The organism is Microbispora sp. KK1-11 (assembly GCF_006874435.1).
Taxonomy (GTDB): domain Bacteria; phylum Actinomycetota; class Actinomycetes; order Streptosporangiales; family Streptosporangiaceae; genus Microbispora; species Microbispora catharanthi.
This window is the reverse complement of sequence record NZ_VIRJ01000006.1, coordinates 57086-79781: the sequence shown is the minus strand read 5'-3', so window position 1 is coordinate 79781 and position 22696 is coordinate 57086. Positions and strand designations below refer to the sequence as shown.

Annotated in this window: 15 protein-coding genes; 2 read left to right on the top strand and 13 right to left on the bottom strand. The window is 73.7% G+C overall.

The window, feature by feature from the left end; translation table 11 throughout:
- Positions 1 to 105: 105 nt before the first annotated feature.
- Positions 106 to 855 (top strand): TetR/AcrR family transcriptional regulator, encoded by a 750-nt coding sequence (locus FLW16_RS11295; protein ID WP_142559953.1) that lies wholly within the window; start codon positions 106 to 108, stop codon positions 853 to 855.
- A 48-nt stretch (positions 856 to 903) separates the two neighbouring features.
- Here the strand turns inward: FLW16_RS11295 and FLW16_RS11290 are convergent, their stop codons facing one another.
- The 5 genes from FLW16_RS11290 to FLW16_RS11270 all read right to left on the bottom strand — a co-directional run bounded on the left by FLW16_RS11290 (position 904) and on the right by FLW16_RS11270 (position 7959).
- Positions 904 to 1563: a type II toxin-antitoxin system PemK/MazF family toxin gene (locus FLW16_RS11290; protein ID WP_142559952.1), complete on the bottom strand. Its 660-nt coding sequence runs from the start codon at positions 1561 to 1563 to the stop codon at positions 904 to 906.
- Between the two features lie 189 nt (positions 1564 to 1752).
- A complete protein-coding gene (locus tag FLW16_RS11285) occupies positions 1753 to 2763 on the bottom strand; it encodes an NAD-dependent epimerase/dehydratase family protein (RefSeq protein ID WP_142559951.1) in 1011 nt (336 codons plus the stop codon).
- Positions 2764 to 2914: 151 nt separating this feature from the next.
- Entirely contained in the window at positions 2915 to 5191 is a 2277-nt protein-coding gene (locus FLW16_RS11280; RefSeq protein ID WP_142559950.1) for a SulP family inorganic anion transporter, read from the bottom strand.
- A 53-nt stretch (positions 5192 to 5244) separates the two neighbouring features.
- Complete coding sequence (locus tag FLW16_RS11275; protein ID WP_142559949.1) at positions 5245 to 7230, bottom strand: hypothetical protein; 1986 nt, start codon at positions 7228 to 7230, stop codon at positions 5245 to 5247.
- Between the two features lie 183 nt (positions 7231 to 7413).
- Positions 7414 to 7959 (bottom strand): YbhB/YbcL family Raf kinase inhibitor-like protein, encoded by a 546-nt coding sequence (locus FLW16_RS11270; RefSeq protein WP_142559948.1) that lies wholly within the window; start codon positions 7957 to 7959, stop codon positions 7414 to 7416.
- A gap of 178 nt (positions 7960 to 8137) precedes the next feature.
- Here FLW16_RS11270 and FLW16_RS11265 point away from each other — a divergent pair, with 178 nt between their 5' ends.
- Positions 8138 to 11359, top strand: a complete 3222-nt coding sequence (locus FLW16_RS11265) for a BTAD domain-containing putative transcriptional regulator (RefSeq protein ID WP_185949365.1) — start codon at positions 8138 to 8140, stop codon at positions 11357 to 11359.
- A 20-nt stretch (positions 11360 to 11379) separates the two neighbouring features.
- On the opposite strand, the gene FLW16_RS11260 is transcribed toward FLW16_RS11265, so the two are convergent.
- From FLW16_RS11260 to FLW16_RS11220, 8 genes are all read right to left on the bottom strand, one after another.
- A complete protein-coding gene (locus FLW16_RS11260) occupies positions 11380 to 12192 on the bottom strand; it encodes an ABC transporter permease (protein WP_142559946.1) in 813 nt (270 codons plus the stop codon).
- Between the two features lie 46 nt (positions 12193 to 12238).
- A complete protein-coding gene (locus FLW16_RS11255) occupies positions 12239 to 13231 on the bottom strand; it encodes an ATP-binding cassette domain-containing protein (RefSeq protein ID WP_142559945.1) in 993 nt (330 codons plus the stop codon).
- A gap of 135 nt (positions 13232 to 13366) precedes the next feature.
- On the bottom strand, positions 13367 to 14188 hold the full coding sequence (locus FLW16_RS11250) for an SAM-dependent methyltransferase (protein WP_142559944.1): 822 nt from the start codon (positions 14186 to 14188) through the stop codon (positions 13367 to 13369).
- Positions 14189 to 14316: 128 nt separating this feature from the next.
- Entirely contained in the window at positions 14317 to 15510 is a 1194-nt protein-coding gene (locus FLW16_RS11245) for an XRE family transcriptional regulator (protein WP_142559943.1), read from the bottom strand.
- A 127-nt stretch (positions 15511 to 15637) separates the two neighbouring features.
- On the bottom strand, positions 15638 to 17032 hold the full coding sequence (locus tag FLW16_RS11240; RefSeq protein WP_142559942.1) for a vanadium-dependent haloperoxidase: 1395 nt from the start codon (positions 17030 to 17032) through the stop codon (positions 15638 to 15640).
- Between the two features lie 378 nt (positions 17033 to 17410).
- Entirely contained in the window at positions 17411 to 19534 is a 2124-nt protein-coding gene (sepH, locus tag FLW16_RS44445) for a septation protein SepH (RefSeq protein WP_221891020.1), read from the bottom strand.
- A 500-nt stretch (positions 19535 to 20034) separates the two neighbouring features.
- Positions 20035 to 21327 (bottom strand): D-arabinono-1,4-lactone oxidase, encoded by a 1293-nt coding sequence (locus tag FLW16_RS11225; RefSeq protein ID WP_142559941.1) that lies wholly within the window; start codon positions 21325 to 21327, stop codon positions 20035 to 20037.
- A gap of 86 nt (positions 21328 to 21413) precedes the next feature.
- Positions 21414 to 22607 (bottom strand): MFS transporter, encoded by a 1194-nt coding sequence (locus FLW16_RS11220; RefSeq protein WP_142559940.1) that lies wholly within the window; start codon positions 22605 to 22607, stop codon positions 21414 to 21416.
- Between the last annotated feature and the right edge of the window lie 89 nt (positions 22608 to 22696).

The following is a 22696-nucleotide window of genomic DNA, read 5'->3' as shown; positions in this document are numbered from 1 at the left end:
CGTCCGGCAGTCCAAAAACTGAGTACGGCGTACTCACTTTATCGATGCGAGCCTACATACCCGGTACGGTGTACGCAATAGCGCGACGACCTGGGACGACCAACGATGACGGGCCACGAGAACCTGTGGATGCGACCCGAGCGCCCCGCTCGGGGGCCGCGGCCGAGCTTCAGCCGCGCCGCCCTCGCGCAGGCCGCGATCAGGATCGCCGACGCCGAAGGGCTGGAGGCCATCTCCATGCGGCGGCTCGCCGCCGAGCTCGGGGCGGGCACGATGTCCCTGTACCGCTACGTGACGAGCAAGGACGAGGTGTTCGACCTCATGGTCGACACCGTGGTGGGGGAGTACCTGCCGGAGGACCGGCGCCCGCCGGACGACTGGGCCGAAGGGCTCCGCCTGCTCGCCTGGCAGGCCCGGCGCACCATGCTGCGCCACCCGTGGCTCGCGCCGCTTGCGGCCGGCCGCCCGCAGGTGGGCCCGACCAGCGCGCGTCTGACGGAGACCGCCCTCGGCATGCTCGACGGTCTCGGCCTGAGCGTCGACGAGATGCTGACCCTCGTCGGCACGGTCTTCGCATACGTGCACGGCTACATCCAGAGCGAACTGGCCGAGGCCGAGGCGCTCCGGCGGTCGGGGCTCACGCTGGCGCAGCGGCTGGCGCAGCACCTGTCCTACATCCAGTCGCTCATCGCGACGGGGAACTATCCCATGCTGGAGCGGATGACGAAGGAGGGCGGGCGGGAGTACATGGGCACCGACGACCGCTTCGCGTACGGGCTCGACCGGCTGCTCGACGGCATCGCCGCGGGTCTGCCGCCGCGCGGCGGCCCGGAAGGGCCCGCGTCGTCACGGTGACGCCGACGGCCGGTCGCGTAGGCGGGCCCGGCCACGGAGGGGTACGGCTCAGTTCGGGGTGATCTCGTGGAGACGGCAGACCTGCCGCCAGACGCGCGCGTCGAGCGTGCCCGCCCTGTCCTGGAAGTCGGCGACGGGCACGCGGACCGGGCCGGTGAGGTCGAGAAAGCTGTTGTGGTCGGCGTCCGGGTCCCAGGTGCGGGTGGGGATCTCCACATGGTCGGAGCGGTCGCCGCGGTCCTGGCTTGTGATCTTCAGGACCTCGGCGCCGCCCCGGTGTGTCCTGAGCACCACGCAGGGGCGCACCTTGTGGCCCGGCCCGTCCTCGTAGGGCACGTCGGCCCACCAGATCTCACCCGGACGCGGACCGGCCTGTGTGGCCGCACCGCCGCGCGCGCCCGCTTCGCCGTCCGTCGTCCGGCCCGCAGCCCGGCCGCCACCCTGGCCTCCGCTCCGCGCCCCGGCCCCGGAGGTGGTGCCGCGCCTCGTGCCGGGAGTGGTGCCGCCACCGGGCCTGGTGCCCGGCCGCGCGGTCCCGGCCGGGGCACGCCCACCGGGCCGCGCGGTCCGACCGGCGCGGCCTGACGGGCGGCCGCCCGACGAGGGGCGTGGCGCGGACCGCCGGCGTGAGGTCCCCGGCAGGCGCCCGGCCACGCCGAGCGCCCCGAAAACGACCAGCACGGCCACGATCACAACCACCCAGATCATGGCCGACAGCCTACGGCTCCCCGCGGACAGCTCAGGTAGGGGAGTCCACTGCCGCCCGGCGCGCCCTGCCTGCCACCGCTCCTGCCCGTCCGCTCGGCGCCGCTCCTGTATGCCGGCTCGGCGCCGGCAGGCGAGTTCGCGCCCACCGGCGCCCGCGCGCCGGCCCGCGGGCGGGCGGGCCGGTCGCGGTCAGGAGCGGGCGTCCCAGGCGGCGAGGATGCGCGCCTCCTTCTCCGGGTCGATGCCGTGGTTCATCCGGCCGCCGAAGCTGCGCCGCTCCTCGGGGATGTCCTTCAGCCACTCCCAGGTGTCCCGTACGGTCTCACTCACCGGCCGGCAGGTGAGACCCGCGGCGATGGCCTTCGCCGAGGAGTGCGTCCACACGCCCTGGCGGTCCGCCTCCGGATACCAGAGCGGAAGCTCGGTCCACATCTCCACGCCCTGGTCCACCAGGAACTTGTCGTCGACCCACACCAGCTCCGCGTCGGAGCCGGTGACCTCCACGCAGTCGTTCAGCCAGCCGCCGTACGTCGTGTTGCCCTGCACCCCGCCCGTCATGTAGCGGCCGGTCGTGCCCCTGGCCGCCTGGTCGAGGGTGAACGCCGCGATGTCCCGGGCGTCGATGAGCTGCATCGGCAGCGCCGGGTCGCCGGGGGCGAGCACCCGCCCACCCCTGGAGATGCGGGTGAGCCACCAGGGCAGCCGGCCCACGTTCTCGTGGGGGCCGAGGATCAGGCCGGGCTGGATGACCAGGGCGGCGCCGTCGAAGTGCTGCTCGACCGCCCGCTCGCAACCGGCCTTCAGCACGCCGTAGTCGCCGAACTCGGCGTCCGCGTCCGGCGGGCACTCGTGCAGGGGGAAGGTCTCGTCGAGGCCGGACTTGTCGGGCCAGTCCGGGTAGGCGGAGATGCTGGAGATGAACGTGTAGTGCGGAGCGTGCCCCGACAGCGTGCGTGCCGACTCCAGGACGACGCGGGGGACGAACCCGCACACGTCGATCACCGCGTCCCACTGCCTGCCGTCGGCGAGCCGCCGCAGATCGTCGGTGCTCTCGCGGTCGCCGCGCACCGCCTCCACACCGGGCAGGTCGGTTCCGCTCCTGCCCCTGTTGAACGTCGTGACCTCATGACCGCGCCGCAGCGCCTCTTCCACTATGGCGCGTCCGAGGAACACCGAACCGCCGATGACCAGAATCTTCATAACGGTCATCCTTGGCCCGCCCGCGTCACACGTCTGCCCCGTTTCACGGTCGGCGGACATGATCTGCTGACAGCGGAAGCCGGAACGCCCCCCGGCGCGCCGCCGCACGGCCGTTCGCCCGGCTCGGCCGGACCAGCTCGGCCGGGCCGGCTCAGCCGGTGCGCAGCTCGGGGACCGGCGTGAAGCGCTCCTGCTCCAGCAGGTGCACCCGCGCCGCGCCGATGTCGAAGTACAGGCCCGTGAGCTCCAGCTTCCCGGCACGCACGAGGGTGTCCACGAACGGGTGAGTACGCAGATTGTCGAGCTGCTGGATCACGTTGGTCCGGCAGAGCCGGTCGAGCGGCCCGGCGTCGTCGTCACACGGCTCGGCGGCCACGAACCTGGCCAGGCTCTGCCGCCCGTGTCGCAGCCAGTTGCGCAGCGCGGGCAGGTCGGGCACCTCGCCCAGCAGGGCGGCCATCGCGCCGCATCCCGAGTGCCCGCAGACCGTGATCGTGCGCACGTCGAGCACCTTCACGGCGTACTCGATCGTGGCCGCGACCGAGTCGTCGGCGGGGACGGCACCGGCGCGCGGCACGAGGTTGCCGATGTTGCGCAGCGTGAACAGGTCGCCGGGACCGCTCGCGGTGATGATGTTCGGCACGATGCGGGAGTCCGCGCAGGTGATGAACAGGTGCGACGGCGACTGCTTGCGAGCCATGCGGTGGAGCACCGGGCGGACCATCGGCGCGGTCCTGCGCTGGAACTCCCGCGTCCCCTCCAGCAGGTCCGGCACGCCCTGCGGCTCGCAGAGCACGGGGACGCCGTCGTGGCTCCCGCCGTCCGCGCCGATCACGGCGTAGGACCCGGCGTTCCCCGCGCCGGCGTCCATGGGACGGGAGTGGCGCCGGTAGGCCCAGGGCAGCCACCAGCGGTCGTGCCGGGGCGGAATCCTGGCCGGGAACAGGCGGACGCCGTTGATCGCGGCGGAGTACCACTCGCCGTGCGGCTCGTCCACGTCGATGACACCGCCGGTGCGTTCGTGCTCAAGCCGCCAGGCGTGCAGCGCCTCGAAGGCGGCGTTGTCCATGAAGTCGAGGTGCAGGTCGAGCTCGACCGCGGCCCCCGCGGGGATGCCGCGCAGCGCCTCGGTCAGCCGGGGCACGCCGAGGAACGTCAGCGACCCGGTGACGACGACCCGCCAGCGACGCTCGCCCGCCTGCCGTACGTCGACACAGACCCAGGCCAGGCGGCGCAGGGCGAGCAGGGCGGCCAGCCCGAGGCCGATCGCCACGCCCTCGGCCAGGCCGATCAGCACGACTCCGGCCATCGTCACGAAGTAGACCGGCATCTCGCGGTGGCTGCGCAGGTTGCGGACGTGCCCGAGGTTGACCATCTGCAGGCCGATGAACAGCAGCAACGCCGCGAGCGCCTCCAGGGGGATCAGTGTGATCATCCAGGCGAAAGCCGTGGTGAACAGCAGCACCCACACCCCGTGGAGCACCGTGGACCAGCGGCTCCGGGCGCCCGCCCGCGCGTTGGTGGTCGTACGCACGACGACGCCCGCCACGGGAAGGCCGCCCAGCGCGCCGGACACCGCGTTCGCCATGCCCTGCGCGGTCAGTTCGCGGTCGAGGTCGGCGCGGGGACCGTCGTGCAAGCGGTTGGACGCCACGCAGGTCAGCAGCGACTCCACTCCGGCGAGGAGGGCGACGAGCAGGACGGCCCCGGCGATCGCGTGCCAGTCTCCCTGCGGCATCAGAGGTCCCTGGACGGAGGAGAACCCGCCCTTCAGGTCCACCTTCGTGAGGTCCCAGCCCGTCACCGCGGCCGTCAGCGTGGCGGCCATCAGCGCGGCGAGCGGGGCGGGCACGGCGCGCAGCCGGGGGATCCGGCCCCACACGAGCAGGACCCCGATCGTCAGCACGCCGATCATGACGGCGTGCGTGTGGTTGTCGAGGATCTGGGCGGGGAGTTCGAGGACGTTCTCCAGCGCGGAGCGCTGCGGCGAGCCGCCGAGCACGATGTGCAACTGGGACAGCGCGATCACCACGCCGACCCCGGCGAGCATGCCGTGGACGACCGCGGGGGAGACCCCGAGCGCCGCCCGCGCCACCTTGAGCCCGCCGAGGACCAACTGGAGGAGGCCGGCCATCACCGTGATGGCGCACGTGGCGCGCCAGCCGTAGGTGTGGACGAGCTCGGCGACCACCAGGGACAGCCCCGCGGCCGGACCGCTCACCTGGACGACGGACCCGCCGAGGGCGCCGGCCACCACGCCGCCGACCACGGCGGCGACGAGCCCGGCCGCCACCGGCGCGCCGGACGCGACCGCGATGCCGAGCGACAGCGGCACCGCCACCAGGAAGACCACCAGCGATGCGGGCACATCGTGCCGGAGCACGGACTTCCAGTTACGTGGCGAGATCGTGTCGTCACTGATTGTCATGGGCTGACAATATGTCAGCCGCGAAGGCCGTCACCAGGCAGGGAACGGGAAAATCACCGGTAGTAGTCGGGATAGTCGCTCTCCGGGTTGCGGTGGCGGCTGCCCCGCCGCCGCCCGCTCGCCGAGGTGGAGGTGTCGTGGGCCTCGTCGTAGGAGGGCCAGCTTCCGCCGGCGTCTTGCTCGGGCCACGACGGCTGGGCGCCGCCGTATCCCTGCTGTTGCTGCCGGTCGTAGCCGTACTGGCTCTGCCCCGACGGCGCGTCGTAACCCGCCGACTCGTACGGCGAGGCGGTCCCCGGGCCCGAGCCGGTCACCGTGTCCGAGGCGTCGATGGTCGCCCAGCCCGTGCTCACCTCGTACGACGGGGTGGAGGGCGCGGCGGGCGGCGGCGCCGAGGCGGCCGGGTAGCCGCCCTCGGCCGGGTAGGTGGACGAGTAGCCGTCGTAAGCGGGGGTCTGGTAGGTCTCCGCGTTGGGCCAGGAGGACGCGCCGCGCGGTGGTTCCGGGTCGTCGAGCACGTCGCGGGCGCCCGACCAGGAGGAGTCCGTCGTGGGGGAGGAGGCGGCGGGGACAGGTGGGTAGCTGCCGGCGACCGGCCAGCCGGGGTCGGTGGCGCCCGCTCCGGTGGCAGGGCCGGCCGCCGGAGCGCCGGAGCCGGTGCCACCGGCGCCTGCCGGGTACGACGGCGAGGCGTCGGCGGCGCGGAACGGGCCCGTCGCGGTGCGGGACTGATCGTAGGCGTCGGACCGGGGCGTGTCGTAGCTCGCCGCCCACGCGTCGAAGGAGCCGCCGGTGGAGCGGGGGCCGGCGAGGGCGTCGGCCGGCGAGGCGGCCTCGAACGAGCCGCTCGTGCGGGCCGCGTCGTACGCGCCGGCGGCGAAGGACCCGGTGGCCGGGATGGGGGAGGACGGCGCCGTGTCGTAGCCGCCCGTCGCACGGCCGTCGTTGGAGCCCGCGCCGCCCTGCGAGGCGAACGGCCCGGTGCCCGCGGGCGTGTCGTAGGCGGGGGCCCCGAACGGGCCGGTGGTCGCCGCGATCCCCAGAGGGTCGGCGCCCGGCTGCGTCCCGTACGAGCCCGCGCTCGGGGACGACGGGAACGGGCCCGTGGCGCGCTGGCTGTCGTAGGAGCCGCCGGCCTGCCCGGTCTCGCCGGCGGCCGCGGCGGCGGCGCGGCGGGCCGCCGCGCGCGACGAGCGGCCGGACCTGCTCGACCTGCGGTTGGAGGTGCCAGGCGCGCCCGACTCGGTCCCGGCGGCGGCCGCGAAGGGGTCGCCGGCCGCGGACGCGGGGGCGCCGCTCACCGCGGGGGAGTCGAACGGGCCGGTCGTGCGGCTCGCGTCGAAGGGACCGGTCGAGGGGGAGCCGGCCGGAGCGGCGGGGCCGTCGAGCAGATCGGGCGTCGGCGCGGAGAAGGTGACGGTCTTCTGGTCGGCGAGAGCCGAGGCGGAGACGGGGGCGCCGGGAGGCACGGGCTCGTCGGCGCCGGCGCGCCGGGCGCGGGTGGGGCGGGCGGGGCGGGCGGGCAGGGGGGCCTGCACGGTCGCGGCGTCGGGCTCGGCCGCCTGGGCCGCGGCGCCGGCCGCGCCCTCGGTCTCGTCCACCGGCCGGGGGGTGGCCATCCTCGCGGCGATCGTCCCGCCGAAGCCGCCCTCGTCGGCGCGTACGCGCGACCAGTAGTCGTCGTCGTAGTCGTCGGCTCCGCCCCACTCGTCGACGCCGCGCTTGCCGCGGGCCGCGGCCGGCTGTTTGCCGCCGCGCTGCGCGGGCCGCGCCGCCTGCCGCCCGCCGGGGCGGGGGGCAGGGCGGGGCGCCGGACGCTGCTTCTCCGGCTCCTCGAAGGCGTCGAACCCCTTGGGGAAGCTCTCGAAGAACGTCTCCTCGGCGGGCCGCCGGGGCTTGGGTCCCTTGTTCTCGGCCATCGCCTTGATGCGCTCGGCGGAGAGAGCGCTCTCCCTGCGGTTCATCGACCGCATGCCCAGCGCCACGACCAGCAGCACGAGAAGCACGACGGCGACAAGACCCGAAATGACCGCAGTCATAGCACCACCCTCAAGGCCATGGCCTTTCTGCGGCGCCGGTGAGATCGCGCGGCCATCGACGCGACCTGCCCCCTTTGATCACCTGCGCTCAGCAATTGGATCCGATTCTGCTCGACCACAATGACCGTTGTCACACCCTAGGTGAAGATTGGTGTAGCACGACTACCTCCGGTGCCCAGCATGTCACTCGATCGTGTTCGCCGTGAGGCGCCCACGGGCGATGGTGTGACTCGCGATGCCCTCCAGGGTCTCCGCGAGGTCGGCGCCCTGCTTCAGGTCGAGCTTCGTGTTCAGCGCGTAGACAGTGAAACGGTAGCTGCCGTCGGCCTGGCATGGGGGCGCATAGCCCACCTTCCCGCTCGACGTCATACCCTGCCGGGCGCCCCGGGGGACGTCGTCCATGCCCAGCTCGGTAGTCGCGGGGTCGATGTCGAACACCACCCAGTGCACCTCCGGGCCGCTGCGGGGACTGTTGTCGTCGACCACGAGGGCCACCGACTTGGCGCCCGACGTGCCCGACCAGCGGAGAGGCGGGTTGCCCTGCCCCCCCTTACAGGAGTAGTCGTCCGGCAGGGGGGCGCCGTCGCGGAACTGCGGGCTCGACACGCTGATGACGTCGAGGTTCCTCGGCGATCCCCCGCCCAGGATTCCGCAGCCCGACGCGGCCAGCGTGAGCGCCGTCACCGTGACGGCGGCTCGCGTGACCGCTGATTTTCTCGGCGACCCCATGCCCGATGATGCTACGCGGATTGGACACGTGCCCCGACCGGATCGCGGTGATCCGTACCGATGACCGGGCCCCCGCGAGGCGTTGACCTCCGTGTTCTCCCGAATCGATCCGTACGCGCGGAGAGCCGGTATGTGGGGGTGTGAGGCTCCGGGCGCCCTTATCCGCCACAATCGAGGCATGCAGGGGGACACGCCGGGAGCGGGCATGAGCTTCGCCGTTCTGGGCCCCCTCGACGTACGGCGCGACGGGCGGCCGGTCGAGGTCGGCGGGCAGCGGCTGCGGGCCCTGCTGACGCTCCTGCTGCTGGACGCCGGGCGCGTCGTCTCCACCGAGGCGCTCGTGGCGGGGGTGTGGGACGACCGCCCGCCCAGCGGCGTGGGGAACGCCCTGCAGGCGCTGGTGTCCCGGCTGCGGGCCACGGTCGACCGCGGCCTGGTGGTCGGCGGGCCGTCCGGCTACCGCCTGGCAGTCTCCCCCGACCAGGTGGACCTCCACCTGTTCGCCCGCCTCGCGGGGGAGGGCGCCGCGGCGCTGGCCGCGGGCGATCCGGGCCGCGCCACCGGCCTGCTGCGTGAGGCGCTCGGCCTGTGGCGCGGCGCTCCGCTGACCGATCTGCCGAACGCCGAGGTCGAGGTGGCCAGGCTGGAGGAGCTCAGGATCGCGGCCGCGGAGGACAGGATCGAGGCGGAGCTGGCCCTGGGCAGGCACGCCGATCTGATCTCGGAGCTGCGGCTGCTCGTCACCACCCATCCGCTGCGGGAACGGCCGCACGGGCAGCTCATGCGCGCCCTCTACGGGGCGGGCCGCCGGGTCGAGGCGCTGGCCGCCTACGAGGAGGCACGGTCCGTGTTCGCCGACCGGCTCGGGGCCGACCCCTCACCCGCGCTGGCCGGGCTCCATCTCGCGATGCTGAGGGGTGAGCCCTCCGAGGAGGACACCCGGCCGCCGGTGACGCCCACAGGGCCGGCCCGGGTGGAGCAGGCGCTCGCCGGGGCAGCCCGGCCGTCGCCGCACCCTGCGCGCCGGGGCAACCTGAGGGCCCGGCTGACCAGCTTCGTCGGCCGGGACGACGACGTCGAAAGGATCGGCGGACTCCTCGCCTCCGACCGCCTCGTCACGCTGCTCGGCCCGGGTGGTGCGGGCAAGACGAGGCTCGCGGTGGAGTCGGCCGAGGCGATCGCCGGCAGCGTGCCCGACGGTGTCTGGCTGGTCGAGCTCGCGCCCGTCGGGGACGCGGCGGAGGTGCCGCAGGCCGTCCTGACCGCGCTCGGCCTGCGCGACACCGGCCTGGTGCCCGTGCGCGCGGTGCCCGCCATGCCGTCCGCGCCGGGTGGGGAGTCCGACCCGGTGACCCGGCTCGTCTCCGCTCTGGCGGCGCGCGACACGCTGATCGTGCTGGACAACTGTGAGCACGTGGTCGAGCAGGCCGCCGCGCTCGCCGACCGGCTCCTCGCCGAGTGCCCCGGCCTGCGCGTCCTCGCCACCAGCAGGGAGCCGCTCGGCATCACCGGAGAACGGCTCTGGCCGGTCGGGCCGCTCGGCGCCGGTCACGCCGTGCGGCTGTTCGCCGAGCGGGCGGCCGCCGTACGGCCCGGCTATGCGGTGGACGGCGAGCGCGACGCCGTCGAGCGCATCTGCCGCGAGCTCGACGGCATGCCGCTCGCCATCGAGCTGGCCGCCGCCCGGCTCCGCACGCTGTCGGCCGGGCAGATCGCCGAGCGGCTCGGCGACCGGTTCCGTCTGCTCACCGGCGGAAGCCGTACGGCGATGCCCCGCCACCAGACGCTCCGCGCGGTCGTGGAGTGGAGCTGGGACCTGCTCGACGCCGGTGAGCGCGCGCTCGCGGCGCGGCTGGCGGTGTTCGCGGGCGGGGCCACGCTGGAGGCCGCCGAGCAGGTCTGCGAGGGCGACATCGACGTGCTCGGCAGGCTCGTGGACAAGTCGCTGGTCGTGTTCGACGGCGGCCGCTACCGCATGCTGGAGACGATCAAGGCGTACGCCGCGGAACGCCTGGCCGAGTCGGGCGCCGAGCGGCAGGTGCGGCTCGCCCACGCCGAGTTCTTCGCCCGCCTCGCCGAGGCCGCCGAGCCGCACCTGCGCAGTGGGGAGCAGCTCGAGTGGCTGGCCCGGCTGTCGGCGGAACACGACAACCTGTCGGCGGCCCTCAGATGGGCCTGCGAGGAGGCCGAGGCGGACCTCGCGCTGCGCCTGGTCGGCGGACTCGGGTGGTACTGGTGGCTGTCCGGCCACCGGCTGGAGGGCGCCCAGCGGTCGGCGGAGGCGCTGACCCTGGCGGGCGACGACGCGGACCCCGCGCGGCTGGCGCTGGCCCACGCGGTGCACGGCATCACCAGTGCGGGCGGGGAGGGGAACGTGGGGCAGGCCGGGCGGAGCCTGGCGGTCACGGTCCGCTACGCGCGCGACATCCGGGGCGACGTCCGCCACCCCCTCGTGGCGATCGCGGTGCCGATCATGTCGATGTTCTCCGGCCTGCAGGAGGAGGCGGAGTCCCAGCTGGAGCCGCTGCTCGGACATCCGGACGTCTGGGTGGCCGCCTCCGCCCGCATCTTCCGCGCGCACCTGTACTTCAACGCGGGCCGTTCCGAGGAGGGCGAGGCCGACCTCGTGCTCGCGCTCGACAAGTTCAGGACGGTCGGAGACCGGTGGGGGGTGGGAAACTGCCTGAGCGCCCTCGCGGAGACGAACGCGATGCGCGGCGACCTCCGGAAGGCCGTGCCCCTGATGAAGGAGGCGATCGCGCTCCTTGAGGAGGTCGGGGCCGTCGAGGAGACGCCGTGCCTGCGGACCCGCCTGGCCGTCACGCTGAGCGCGGCGGGTGACCGGGAGGCCGCCGAGGCGGCTCTGCGGGAGACCGAGCGGCTGTGTAGCGCCACCGGTGACCCCATCGGGCTGGCCGGGGTGCGGCACGTGCGGGGCGACTTCGCCAGGGCCGACGGCGACCTCGTGACGGCGCGGCGCCACTACGACGAGGCCGTCCGGCTGCTGAAATCCACGCCGGCCATTTCGCAGTTCGAGGCGACGCTGACGACCTCGCTCGGCATGCTGGCCGAGCAGGAGGGAGACGCGGCGGCGGCACGCGTCCTGCACGACAGAGCACTGGCCCTCGCGGTGAAGTCCAACGACGCCCCGGTCATCGGGCACGTGCTCGCCGGGCACGCGGCGCTCGCCGTCCACGAGGGCGACCACGCGCGGGCCGCCGTCATCCTCGGCGGGGCGGAGGCCGTCCGCGGGTTCCTCCACGACCTGAGCATCGACCACCGGAGGGTGGCCGACGCCGTGCGGGCCGTGCTCGGGTCCGTGGAGTTCTCCCGGTGCCGCGAACGCGGGCGCGCCATGAGGCGCGACGAGGTGCTGGCCTTCGCGTCCGCCGGGCCGTGAGCCGCCCGGGCGCCGTCCTTTCAGGCGCGGTTGCGGAAGGCGCGGACGGCGAGCGGGGCGAAGACGACGGTGATGCCCGCGGCCCACAGCAGCGAGATCGTGGCGTCCGGCGCGACCGGCCCGCCGCCGAGCAGCCCGCGTACGGCGTCCGCCAGGTGGCTGACCGGGTTGACCTCCACCCACTTCTGCAGCCAGGACGGCATGGTGTCGGTGGCGACGAAGGCGTTGCTGGTGAAGGTGATCGGCATCATCAGCGAGACCATCAGGATCTGTACCCTCTCCATGCTCGCCGCCGTGACCCCGACCAGCACCGCCATCCACGACATCGCGAGCGCGAACGCCAGCAGCAGCGCGAGCGCGCCGAGCACCCCGGCGATCCCCGTGTGCACGCGGAACCCGAGCACCAGGCCCAGCCCGAGGAACAGGGCGAACGCCCACACCTGCTTCAGCGTGTCGGCGACGATGCGCCCGGCCAGCGGGGCGGAGCGGGAGATCGGCAGGCTGCGCAGCCGGTCGAACACGCCCTTGGTGATGTCGACGTTCAATCCGACGGCCGTGGTCATGCTCGCGAACAGCATGTTCTGGGCGACCAGGCCGGGCAGCGCGAACTGCAGGTAGTCGCCCGTGGACCCCGCGATCGCGCCGCCGAACACGTAGGTGAACAGCAGCAGGAACATGATCGGCTGCACGCTGAGGTCGAGCAGCTCCATCGGGTTGTGCTTGATCTGCACCAGGCTGCGCCAGGCGAGCGTCATCGTGTGGCGCAGGGCCGCTCCCGCGCCCGGCCGGGAGGACGCCGCGACCGCGGGCGCGGTACGGGTGATCGTGGTCATGTGCTCTCCTCGTCGCTTCGCGCGTCCTGTGACTCCCGTCGTGGCCTCACGCCGCGGCCTCGGCGTCCTGCTCCTCGTCCGCCTGATCCTTGTCCACCTGATCCTCGGCCTGGGCGCGGTGCCCGGTCAGCGCGAGGAACACCTCGTCGAGGCTCGCCCGGCGCAGCGACAGCTCCGCCGCGACCACGTCGAGGTCGTCGAGGCGCCGTACGATCGCGGGGACGGCCGCGGGGTCGCGCACCGGGGCCGTGACCTGGCCCTGGGAGACCTCCGGCGTGACGTCGAGCACGTCGGCCACCACGCGGCGGACGAGATCGAGGTGGGCGGCCTCGATGGGCCGCACCTCCAGGACCTGGCCCCCGGTCGCCGCCTTCAGGCCGTCCGGCGTGCCGCTCGCGATCACCTTTCCGTGATCGAACACCACGATGTCGTCCGCGAGCTGGTCGGCCTCCTCCAGGTACTGCGTGGTGAGCAGGACGGTCACGCCCTCGTCCTGGAGGCCCCGGACGACGCCCCACAGCTCGGTGCGGCTGCGCGGGTCGAGACCGGTCGTCGGCTCGTCCAGGAACAGCACCTGGGGGCGGCCCACGAGGCTCGCGGCGAGGTCGAGCCGGCGGCGCATCCCGCCCGAGTAGGTCTTGGCCGCCCGCCCACCCGCGTCGGTGAGCGCGAAGCGGTCGAGCAGGCCGTCGGCCCGGCGCCGTGCGTCCGCCCTCGTCAGGCCAAGCAGGCGGCCGATCATCACGAGGTTCTCGACCCCGGTCAGAGTCTCGTCGACGGCGGCGTACTGCCCGGTCAGCCCGATGAGCGAACGCACCTGGTGCGCCTGCCGGACCACGTCGAACCCCGCCACGCGCGCCCCGCCCCCGTCCGGCCGCACGAGCGTCGCCAGGATCCGCACCGCAGTGGTCTTCCCCGCCCCGTTGGGGCCCAGGACGCCCAGGAGGCGGCCCTGCGGCACCTCGAGGTCCACCCCGTCGAGCGCCCTCGTATCGCCGTACCGTTTCGCCAGGCCCTCGGCCTGGATCGCATAGCCCATGGCGTCTCCTCCGATCGTGTGCGCCTCCACTCTGCGGAGCGGCGCTGACACGGCCCTGAGGGCGGCCGTCAGCCGCTGACATTTCGCTGACGGCGCGCGGAGAAGGCGGAGAAGGCGGAGAAGACCGGCGAGGCCTCAGGGGCGGCGGGCCAGGACTCCGATGTAACCGCTGTTGCCGGGGTCGCCCGGGTACTGGTCGTAGCGGGGACGCCAGAGCTCGACGGGCACGACGCCGGGCTCCAGAACCTCCATGCCGTCCAGCATGGCGGCGAGTTCCTCGGGTCCACGGTGCACGAAGCCCCCGGCGGAGGTCCTGCCGTAGACCGACTGCGCCTTCTCCACCTTGTTCTGGTCGGAGCGGCGGACATAGGTGTGGGAGATGGCGAGGTAGCCGCCGGAGGGCAGTCCGTCCCGCAGATTCGAGACGATCCGGCTCACCTCCGCGTCGTCGGTGAAGAAGTGCAGGACCGCCAGCGCGAGGATCGCCACCGGCCGGTCGAAGTCCAGGTGGGCGCGGACCCGCTCGTCGGCGAGGATCTCGCCGGGCCGCTGCAGATCGCCCTTCACCACGACGGTGTCGGGCGTGTCGGCGAGGATGGCGCGTGCGTGCACGAGAACCGTCGGATCGTTGTCCACGTAGACGGTGCGGGAACCGGGACCGAACATCGCGGCGACCTGGTGCACGTTCTGCTGCGTGGGCAGCCCGGTCCCGATGTCGAGGAACTGACGCACGCCGGCCTCGGCCAGTTCCCTGACCACCCGCACCAGGAAGGCGCGGTTGGCGCGGGTCAGCGCGGGGATGTCGTACCCCTGCTCGCGCCCGAGCCGGATGACCTGGTCGGCGGCCTGGCGGTCGGAGGCGAAGTTGTCCTTGCCGCCGAGGAAGTAGTCGTAGATGCGCGCCACGCTCGGGACTTTCGGATCAACACCCTCAGGAACGCGTCCTGTCTCCGTCATTCTTCGCCTTCCGCGCGATCGGTGCTCCAGGTGATGAACCCATGCGTTGACGATCATAGGAGGGTATGGGCGCACCTCACCCTTGTACGGCGGGGAACCCGGACGACGCGGGTGACCGCCGGCCGGTATCAGGCGTGGGCCGGGCGGGTGCGGTGAGCGCGGGTCCAGGCCGGGACGGGCACGGAACGGAAGAGGAACTCCTGGTCGCGCCGCCCGGTGCAGGACTCCTGGGCGAGCTCGGCGCCGGGGGCCACGTCGGGCTCGCCGTACAGCGCTCCCAGGCACAACCCGCTGTGCAGGGGGTGCAGGGCGAACCCCGCCCCCGCGGGTTTCAGCAGGAACCGCTGGTTCGCCGCCCCCGAGCAGTTCTCGGGGGCGATCAGCGCGCCCGGGCCGGTCAGCGCCTCGTCGACCGTGAGGCAGCCGACGCCCTCCTTGGGATGGTGCCACTGGATCTCGTAGGCGCCGCCGCCGACCGACTTCACGTAGGTGTCGGGGACGAGACCCCGGCAGGGCCGTTGGACGGCCAGCGGCCGGTCGGTTCGCCTGTTGCGCTCGCGTCCCTCCCCGACGCACAGGTCGCGGTCGGCGACATGTGACGGGACGACGTGATACCACCCGTCGGGCGGGGTGCGGCCGCTTCCGGCCGTCGGGGCGGCGGGGGAGGCGGAGGGTGGGGTTCGGCCGCTCCCGGTCGTCGTGGCGGCGGGGGAGGCCGAGGGCCGCGCGTCGCCGCCGGCCCAGGAGACACGCAGTTGCGCCAGGGCCGCGCCCGTGGCGAGGAGCAGGACCAGGACGCCGGCCCCGGCCACGACGAACCGCCGCAGCGCCCGGGTCTTCGGCCGTGCGGCGTCTCCGGCCGGGTCGCCGGGCACGGCGGGGTCCGCCGGGTCGGCCTGTTCGCGCCCGTCGAGACCGCCCGGCTCGAAACGATCGGCCTGATCGGACCGCCCATCCGGGCCGGGCTGCTCAGATGGGACGGGCGGCCAGTCCGGGCCGGCGGCCGCGTCGTGGGGATCGGCCGGAGGCGTCATGCCGGCGGCCAGCCGTTTCCTGTGCGCCACCCAGCGCGCCGTCTCGGCCTCGCCGAGCCCGCAGGCCCGTACGAAGGCCGCCACGAACTCCTCCCTGGGAAGGGTCGTGCGCCCGAGGGCCCCCGCGATCGTGCTGGTGGGCAGCATGTCTCCGGACGCCTTCGCGGCGGCCGTGAGCTGCCGGTAGGTCAGCCCGGACCACTGGCGGAGACGGCCCAGCGCGGCGACGAATTCGGCCGCGGTGGTCACGCCTTCGGGCTGGGGAGGCACGCTGAACGGCCCTGACACGACGATCCTCCCAAGCCACGCTTCGGCGTCGATCCGGGCGAAACACTAACAAAGATCGATGACGCGAGGCAGCCCCCCGGGTCAGCGGATTGCGCCGCCCGGAGGGCCTGGAGGTCGTGCTCGGTTCCTATCCCTGGTCGCGCTTGGTCACGTAGACGAAGTCACCCAGGTTGAATCCCGCGTCGAGTCCGCTGTCGGCGTCCCAGCGGTAGTGGACGCCGAGCCAGAGCCTGCTCAGGGCGTCCTCCTCGGCGGCCTGCTCGAAACTCGTGAAGGTCCTGGTCTTCGGGTTGGCGTTCGGATCGTCGGTGGGCGCGGTGAAGGTCAGGGTGTGCCCGAACCACCTCTGCATCACGCCCGCCCAGGCTCCCGCGAACGTGGCGTGCCCCGATACGTACGAGGGGAAGGGCGGCGAGAAGTGCTGCCCGGCGGTGTTCACCGACAGCGGCTCCCAGGAGGGATCGGGCGTGATGGCGGGGTTGAGGCTCGTGTCGGCCAGCTTGATCGCGCTCTCCGGCCGCCACAGGTCGATCGGCGTGTCGAACTTCGCTCCCCAGGCGACGATCGACGCGTCGGCCAGCGCCATGGACACGAGGTTGAACAGCTCGGCCGTCTCGTTCTGCCTCAGCCCCCTCTGCTTGGCGACCGTCTGGGTGATGGCGAACAGCTGCCCCACCGGCCGATAGGTGCCCTTGCCGTCGTTGGCCCAGAAGAACGCCGCCTGCGTCTGGTCGGCCGACCGCGAGGTGGGGCTCTTCGCCCCGCCGTACGCCTTGACCTCGTTGACCTGCTGCGCGTACTGGGAGCTGCGGACGAGTTGGTCGTAGGAGGTGAAGCCGCCGGGCGGCGGTGGCCGGAACTGCGTGGGGGACGTCATGGCGAACGGTTTGAGCTTCCCCCAGTTCGGCGTCACCGCCGGTCCTGAGCCCGTCTGCCGCCACGCGCCGGGGACCGTGCCCTCCGTGTACGAGAGGTCGAACGCCGGTCCGTCCCCCGACCTTTCGGCGATCATCAGGTCGCCGATCCTCTCGCCGTCGGCCCGGCCGCCCTGGACGTAGCTGGACGGCACCGACGAGGGGATCTGCGCGAGCGCGTAGGCGAGGTTCGCGTCGAAGTCGATGTACGGATAGAGATGTTCGAGCACGCGGTGCGCCGCCGCGTCCATCGTGGCCTCTATCGAGTCGTTCGGGTTCTGCTGCGTGATCTTCGGCAGGTACGTGACCGGCGCGGCCGGCCAGTTCGCGTCGTGGAGTGCGATGTGCAGCATGGCACCGGCCCGCGCGAGCCGGGTCGGGTCCCCGTCGTGGCTGTACTGCGGGTCGACGCCGTCCCGGGGAAGGGTGCGGATGGTGTCGAGGAAGACGCTGTTCCAGTAGAGGACGTGATCGAAGGCGGACGCCTGCGGCGGGGGCCCCGTGACCGCCGCGTGCGCCGCCTGGGGGAGCGCGACCAGCGTGCCGGCGGTCACGACCGCGGCCGCCGCCATCACGCGTACGCGTTCCCACCGTGATCGTCGATGCAAGGAGAACCTCCGTGGGGAAGGCCCCGAGCCCCGGCCGGGTGCCGGGAGAGGGGTGCATCACGGAAGATCCTTGATCGACGGGACGCGGGACAAGGTTCATGATCGTGCGGAACTGTTCCGGACGGTCTCGGATGGGCCTGACCGCGTGGAATGCCGGGAGAAGCGCGTCCGGTCACGCCGCGAATCGACGAGCGTCCCGGGGCGCGTCCTGAGGCGACGGGGAGTCCGGGACCGCGGGCACGCCCCGGACGGACGGCGGAAGGCCGGCCGGCGAGTTCGCGAACCCGCCGACCGGCCTTCCTCCCTACGCCGGTCGTGACGACGCCGGCTCCGTGGACGGCTCCGCCCCGCAGCGGGACGACGCCGCGTCCTGTGCGGTCAGTCCTGCTTGCGCGCGCCGAACATGATCTCGTCCCAGGTCGGCACCGACGCTCGGCGTCCGCGCGACGTGCGGGGCCGCGGGGGAGCCGGCTTCGGCACGGGCGGGGCGGGCGTCTCCGGCTTGGCGTCCTTCGGAGCCTCCTTCTGCGCCTCCTTCGCCCCGTCCTTGGACCCGTCGCCCGCGCGCTGGCTCTTCCCGGCGTCTCCCGTCCGGGGAGCCGGGGCGGCAGCGGGAGCCTGGGCCGCGGGTGCCTGCGGCGCGGGCGCGGCCTCGGTCGCAGGCTGCGCGGGCGGCGTGGCCTCCGCCGCCGGGGCCCCTGACGTGGCCTGTGCCGCCGGGGCCGCGGGCGTGGTGGCCTCCGCCGCCGGAGCGGCAGGAGTCGCCGGTGCGGCCGGAGCGGAAGGCGTCGCGGCGGCCTTCGGGGCGGGTGCTGAGGTGGGCGTCGCGGTGCCCTCCGGGGGCGCGCTCGGCGCGGGCACGCTCACCGCCGTGGCGTCGGCCGTGGCGTCGGTCGCGGGGCCCGCAGCGGGTTCCTTCGCGGACTCCGCCGGCGGAGCGGGGGCGGGGACGGCGACGGGAACGGCGGCCGCCGACGGCGCCTCGTCCGTCGCGCCGCCCTCGGCCGGGTCCGTCGTCGTGTCCGTGTCCGCAGTCGCCACCGTGTCCGCCACTGTGTCCGCAGCCGTGTCCGTGGCCGCGCCGGGGACCGGCTGCGCCGCGGGCGCGGCGGTCGAGGGCTCGGCCGGTGTCGCGGCCTCCGCGGCTGCGGTGGTCGTCTCGACGGCGGCCTCCGCGCTCTCGCGGCCGGAGGCGCCGCCCTCGGCGTCCTGGGCGGACACCACAGCGGCCACGGCGTCCGACGCCTCGGCGTCCGCAGTGGACTCCGGGGTCGCCGTGGTGCTCGTAGGCGTCGTGGAGTCCTCGGCGGACACCCGGTCCGCGGACGTCGCCGGGCGCGCGGCCTCCTGCGTGTCCGCCGCTCCACCGGATGGCGTCACGCTGGTCGGGACGTCGGGCGCCGCGTCCGGGACGGCGGGCTCCTGCGGGCGGGACGCCGGTCCGGCGACCGCGGTCTCGCCGACGGCGCTGTCCCCGCCGGTCACAGGGACCGATGCGGCGGCGTCCACCGCGGGCGCGGGTGCGACGGCATCCGCGGACGGCTGGGGCGCGGCCTGCGCGGCGGGTCCGATCTGCGGCGTGGGCTCCACCCTGGTTTCGGCTGCGGGCGGCGGGAGCACGGCATCGGGCGTGGCGATGAGCGACTGCGGCAGCCGGAAGGGCACCGGGGTCAGCTCGGGCCGGTACGCCGCCGGCTCGTCCGCGTACGGCTCGGGGCGGCCGGTCTCCGCGCGCAGCGGCGGGCTCAGCCGCGGCGGCACGGGCTCGGGGAGCGCGGCCGGCTCGGAGCGTACGGCAGGCACGCTGAGACCCGGCTCGTCGCGGCGGGGAGAGGTCTCCTCGGGCAGCGGCGGCACCGGGGCGAGCTTGGACGCGAGGCGGGGCACGAAGGGGCGCACGGTGGCGTCGTCCCGCTCGGGCTCGACGTACTCGGCGGCCGACAGGCGCATGGCCTCGTCGTCGTTGGGGGTGATGTGGCGGCGGCGCGGGTCGAACAGCCACTCGGCGTGGCGGGTGTGACCGTTCCAGACGAAGCCGAGCCGCACCCGCCACAGGTTGTCGTCGCGCTTGGCGGAGTCCCAGTCGATCTCGTCGGCGGGCACGCCGCGGCGGGTCAGCCGCTCGGCGACCAGCTCGCCGAGCGTGGGCCCGGGGGTCGTCTCGCCCGGCATCCGGACCGAGACCCGCTGGGCCTGCTGGGCCATGTACTCGCGCTCTTGGAGAACCGGTCCCTCGAACCAGCGGACTCTCTCCACCGGAATGCCGGCGGTGGCCGCGATCTCCTCCGCCGTCTCGCCGGCACGGATGCGCGCCTGGATCTCCTTGGGACGCAACGGGCTCTCCACTTCGATCTCGTACTGGCCGAGACGGGAGAAGTTGCCGCGAACCGCAGCGCGGAGCCGGTCGTCGACGGGCAGCGTGAAGCGCGTGCCCCGCCCGGCCGTCGCCAGAACGAGGTACGTTCCGTCCTCACTTACCGCGACGAGACGGAGCTCCTGCATGCGAGTCCCTTCGTCGTCGTGCTCTGTCTTCCCCCGGACCCTTGAGTCTCTCGCGTGAGCCGGTTGCCTTCCAGCACCGTACCCGGCATGTCCGAACATCGCCTCGCCAGGGGGCGAGGCAGATGTTGTGACCCCGGTCACATTTTTCGCGTTCACCTTTCCGCAACCTGTCGGTCGTCCGGGAGCGGCAGTCCACAAGCGGCGGCCGCGCCGCCGATCCGGCCCAGAAGGCGAGAGCGAGGGTCGTGTCTCCTCAGGTGGTGCGCGCCCACCGCCCGTCCGTACGGCGCGGGCGCGGCGCACGGCCGCGTGACCGTGCCGTACGCCGTGCGGCCGGACCTGCGGGAGGGTCTCATTCCTGCTTGCTCCCTCGGGTTCGAGTGGCGCGCCGGGCTCTGGTGTGCCCGTGCTCCGCAATGTGCCTGCCCGAGGGCCGGCGCGGGCAACGCGACACGCGGAAGACGCCGGACCGTGGAGAGGGACTTTACGCGGCCATGGGGTCAGCCTTCCCGCGACGCGCCGAGCACCCGGTCGAGGTAATCGTTGGAGAACAGCCCGTCCGGGTCCATTTCGCGGCGCAGCGCGAGGAAGTCGCCGAACCTCGGATACACGCCACGCAGGTAGTCCGCGTCCCGGGTGTGCAGTTTGCCCCAGTGGGGCCGGCCCCCCAGCCTGGTCATGATCTCCTCCACGCCCTCGAAGTACGCGGGGTTGGGCGCCTGGCGGTAGACGTGGCAGGCGACGTACGCCGAGGGCCTGCCGTACGCGGTGGACAGCCAGGCGTCCGAGGGCGGCGTGACCCGCACCTCGACCGGGAAGGTGATCGGCCAGCCCGACCGCTCCACGAGGTCCCGCGTCTCCCGCAGGGCCTGGGCGAGGTGGTGGCGCGGGACGGCGTACTCCATCTCCAGGAAGCGGACCTCGCGCACGGACGTGAAGATCTTGTAAGAGGTGTCGACGCACTCCGACGCGCCGAGCATGCGCGCGGAGATCCCGTTGATCGCGGGCACCGCGCCGGGAAGGCGGGCCCCGAGGGCGCAGGCCGCGCCGAACAGCGTGTTCTCCAGGAAGACGTTGTCGAGCCAGCGCTTGAATGCGGCGGGCGGCCGGGCGGGGCCGGGGTGGCGGTCGTTGCGCTTGACCAGGCAGGTGTCGGTGTGCGGGAGCCAGAAGAAGTCGAGGTGGTCGTCGGCCTCCGTCAGGTCGTCCAAGGTGTCGAGGATCCGGCTGAACGCCGTCGGCTCGCGGCGGTTGCGCAGCAGGAACGCGGGTTCGACCCGGAACGTGACGGCGGTCAGGATGCCGAGCGCGCCGAGGCCCACCCGGGCCGCGTCGAACAGGTCGCCCTCGCGCACGGTCGTCACGGAGCCGTCGGCGAGCACCATCTCCAGTTCGACGACCTGGTCGGCGAGGCCGCCGACGTGCCTGCCGGTGCCGTGGGTCCCGGTCTGGATCGCCCCGGCGGCGGTCTGGGCCGTGATGTCGCCCATGTTGGCCAGCGCCAGGCCGCGCCGGTGGAGTTCCTCGTTGAGCGCGTGCAGCGGGGTGCCCGCGGCGACCTTGACCCAGCCGTCGCCCGCGTCGAGGACACCGGTCAGCGCGCCGGGGCGCAGCAGGATGCCGTCGGTGAGCGCGACCCCGGTGAACGAGTGCCCCGTGCCGGTCATGCGCACCCGCCGGCCCGTCTTCGCGGCGTCCCGTACGGCGTCGGCCACCTGGGCCGCTGACGCGGGGGCGCGGACCTCCGCGGGGGTGACCGACTGGTTGCGCGCCCAGTTGACGAAGGCGTCCATGCTCCTCCTCGCCCCGGCACCTGCCCCGGGGTGAACATGAACACTACTCATGAATCGCCCCGCTGCCTACGGGGCCGGCCTCTGTCTCAGTTCGTGTGCTGGTGACGCACCCTGACCAGCGCGGAGCCCGCGAGGCCCACGACGGCCGCGAGCAGCGCGCAGGCGTAGGAGAAGCCGTACGCGTTGGACGCCCCGAACACGTCGGTCAGCCGTCCGCCCGCCCAGGAGCCCACGGCCACGCCGAGGTTGATCGAGGTGGTGATCCACGCCATGCCCTCGTTGAGCTGGGTCGCCGGGACCAGGCGCTCCACCAGCGAGAACCCGGTGATGAGGGTGGGCGAGATGGACAGGCCGGCGACGAAGAGCGCCAGCGCCATGACCCGCACGTCGCGCATGAGCAGCACCGGCGTGAGCCCGGCGGCGAACAGCGACAGTCCGCGGACGAACCGGGCGCGCAGGCTGATCTTCCAGTGCCGCGAGCCGTACCACAGGCCGGAGACCGCGCTGCCGCACGCGATCGAGGCGAGCAGCAGACCGGCCGCGCCCTTGCTGCCGTGCTCCTCCGCGAAGGCCACGGTGATGATGTCGACGGAACCGAACACCGCGCCCATGGCCAGGAAGACCGCCGACAGCAGCGCCACGCCCGGGATCGCGATCGGGGACCCGGCCGCCCCCCGGTGCCGTACGGCGGGCGGCTCGGTGCCGCGGAGCGAGGCGAACGCGAGTGTGCCCGACACGGTCAGCACGATCGCGGCGATCAGGCCCGCGTAGGGGTTGATCGCGATCGTGAGTGCGGTCACGAAGGCGGGGCCGCCGACGAAGATCACCTCGTCGGCCACGGACTCGAACGAGAACGCGGTGTGCAGCTTGGCGGGGTCGGCGAGCACGTGCGACCAGCGGGCCCTGACCATCGAGCCGAGCGAGATCCCGGTGGCCCCCGACGCCGCGCCGGCGGCGTACAGCGTCCACTCGGGCGCCCCGGCGTGCGCGCACAGCATCAGGGCGGTGAGCGAGCAGCCGTGCAGCAGCACCAGCGGGACCAGCACCCGCGCCTGGCCGAACCGGTCCACCAGCCGTCCGGTGAGGGGCCCGGCCACGGCGACCGCGATCGAGAGGGTGGCCGCCACGGCTCCGGCCTTCGCGTACGAGCCGGTGATGGCGGTGATCAGCAGAATGACGCCGATGCCGAGCATCGACATGGGCGCCCGCCCGACGAACCCCGCGATGACGAAGCCCTTGACTCCGGGCGTGCCGAACAGCCCGCGATACGGCCCGACCATGGTGTGTTCCCCTTCGGCACTGTGTTCGGCACTGTTGTGCGTGTGCGTCCGGGCCGGCCGTTCGACAGCGGCAGCGGCCCCGGGCGGTC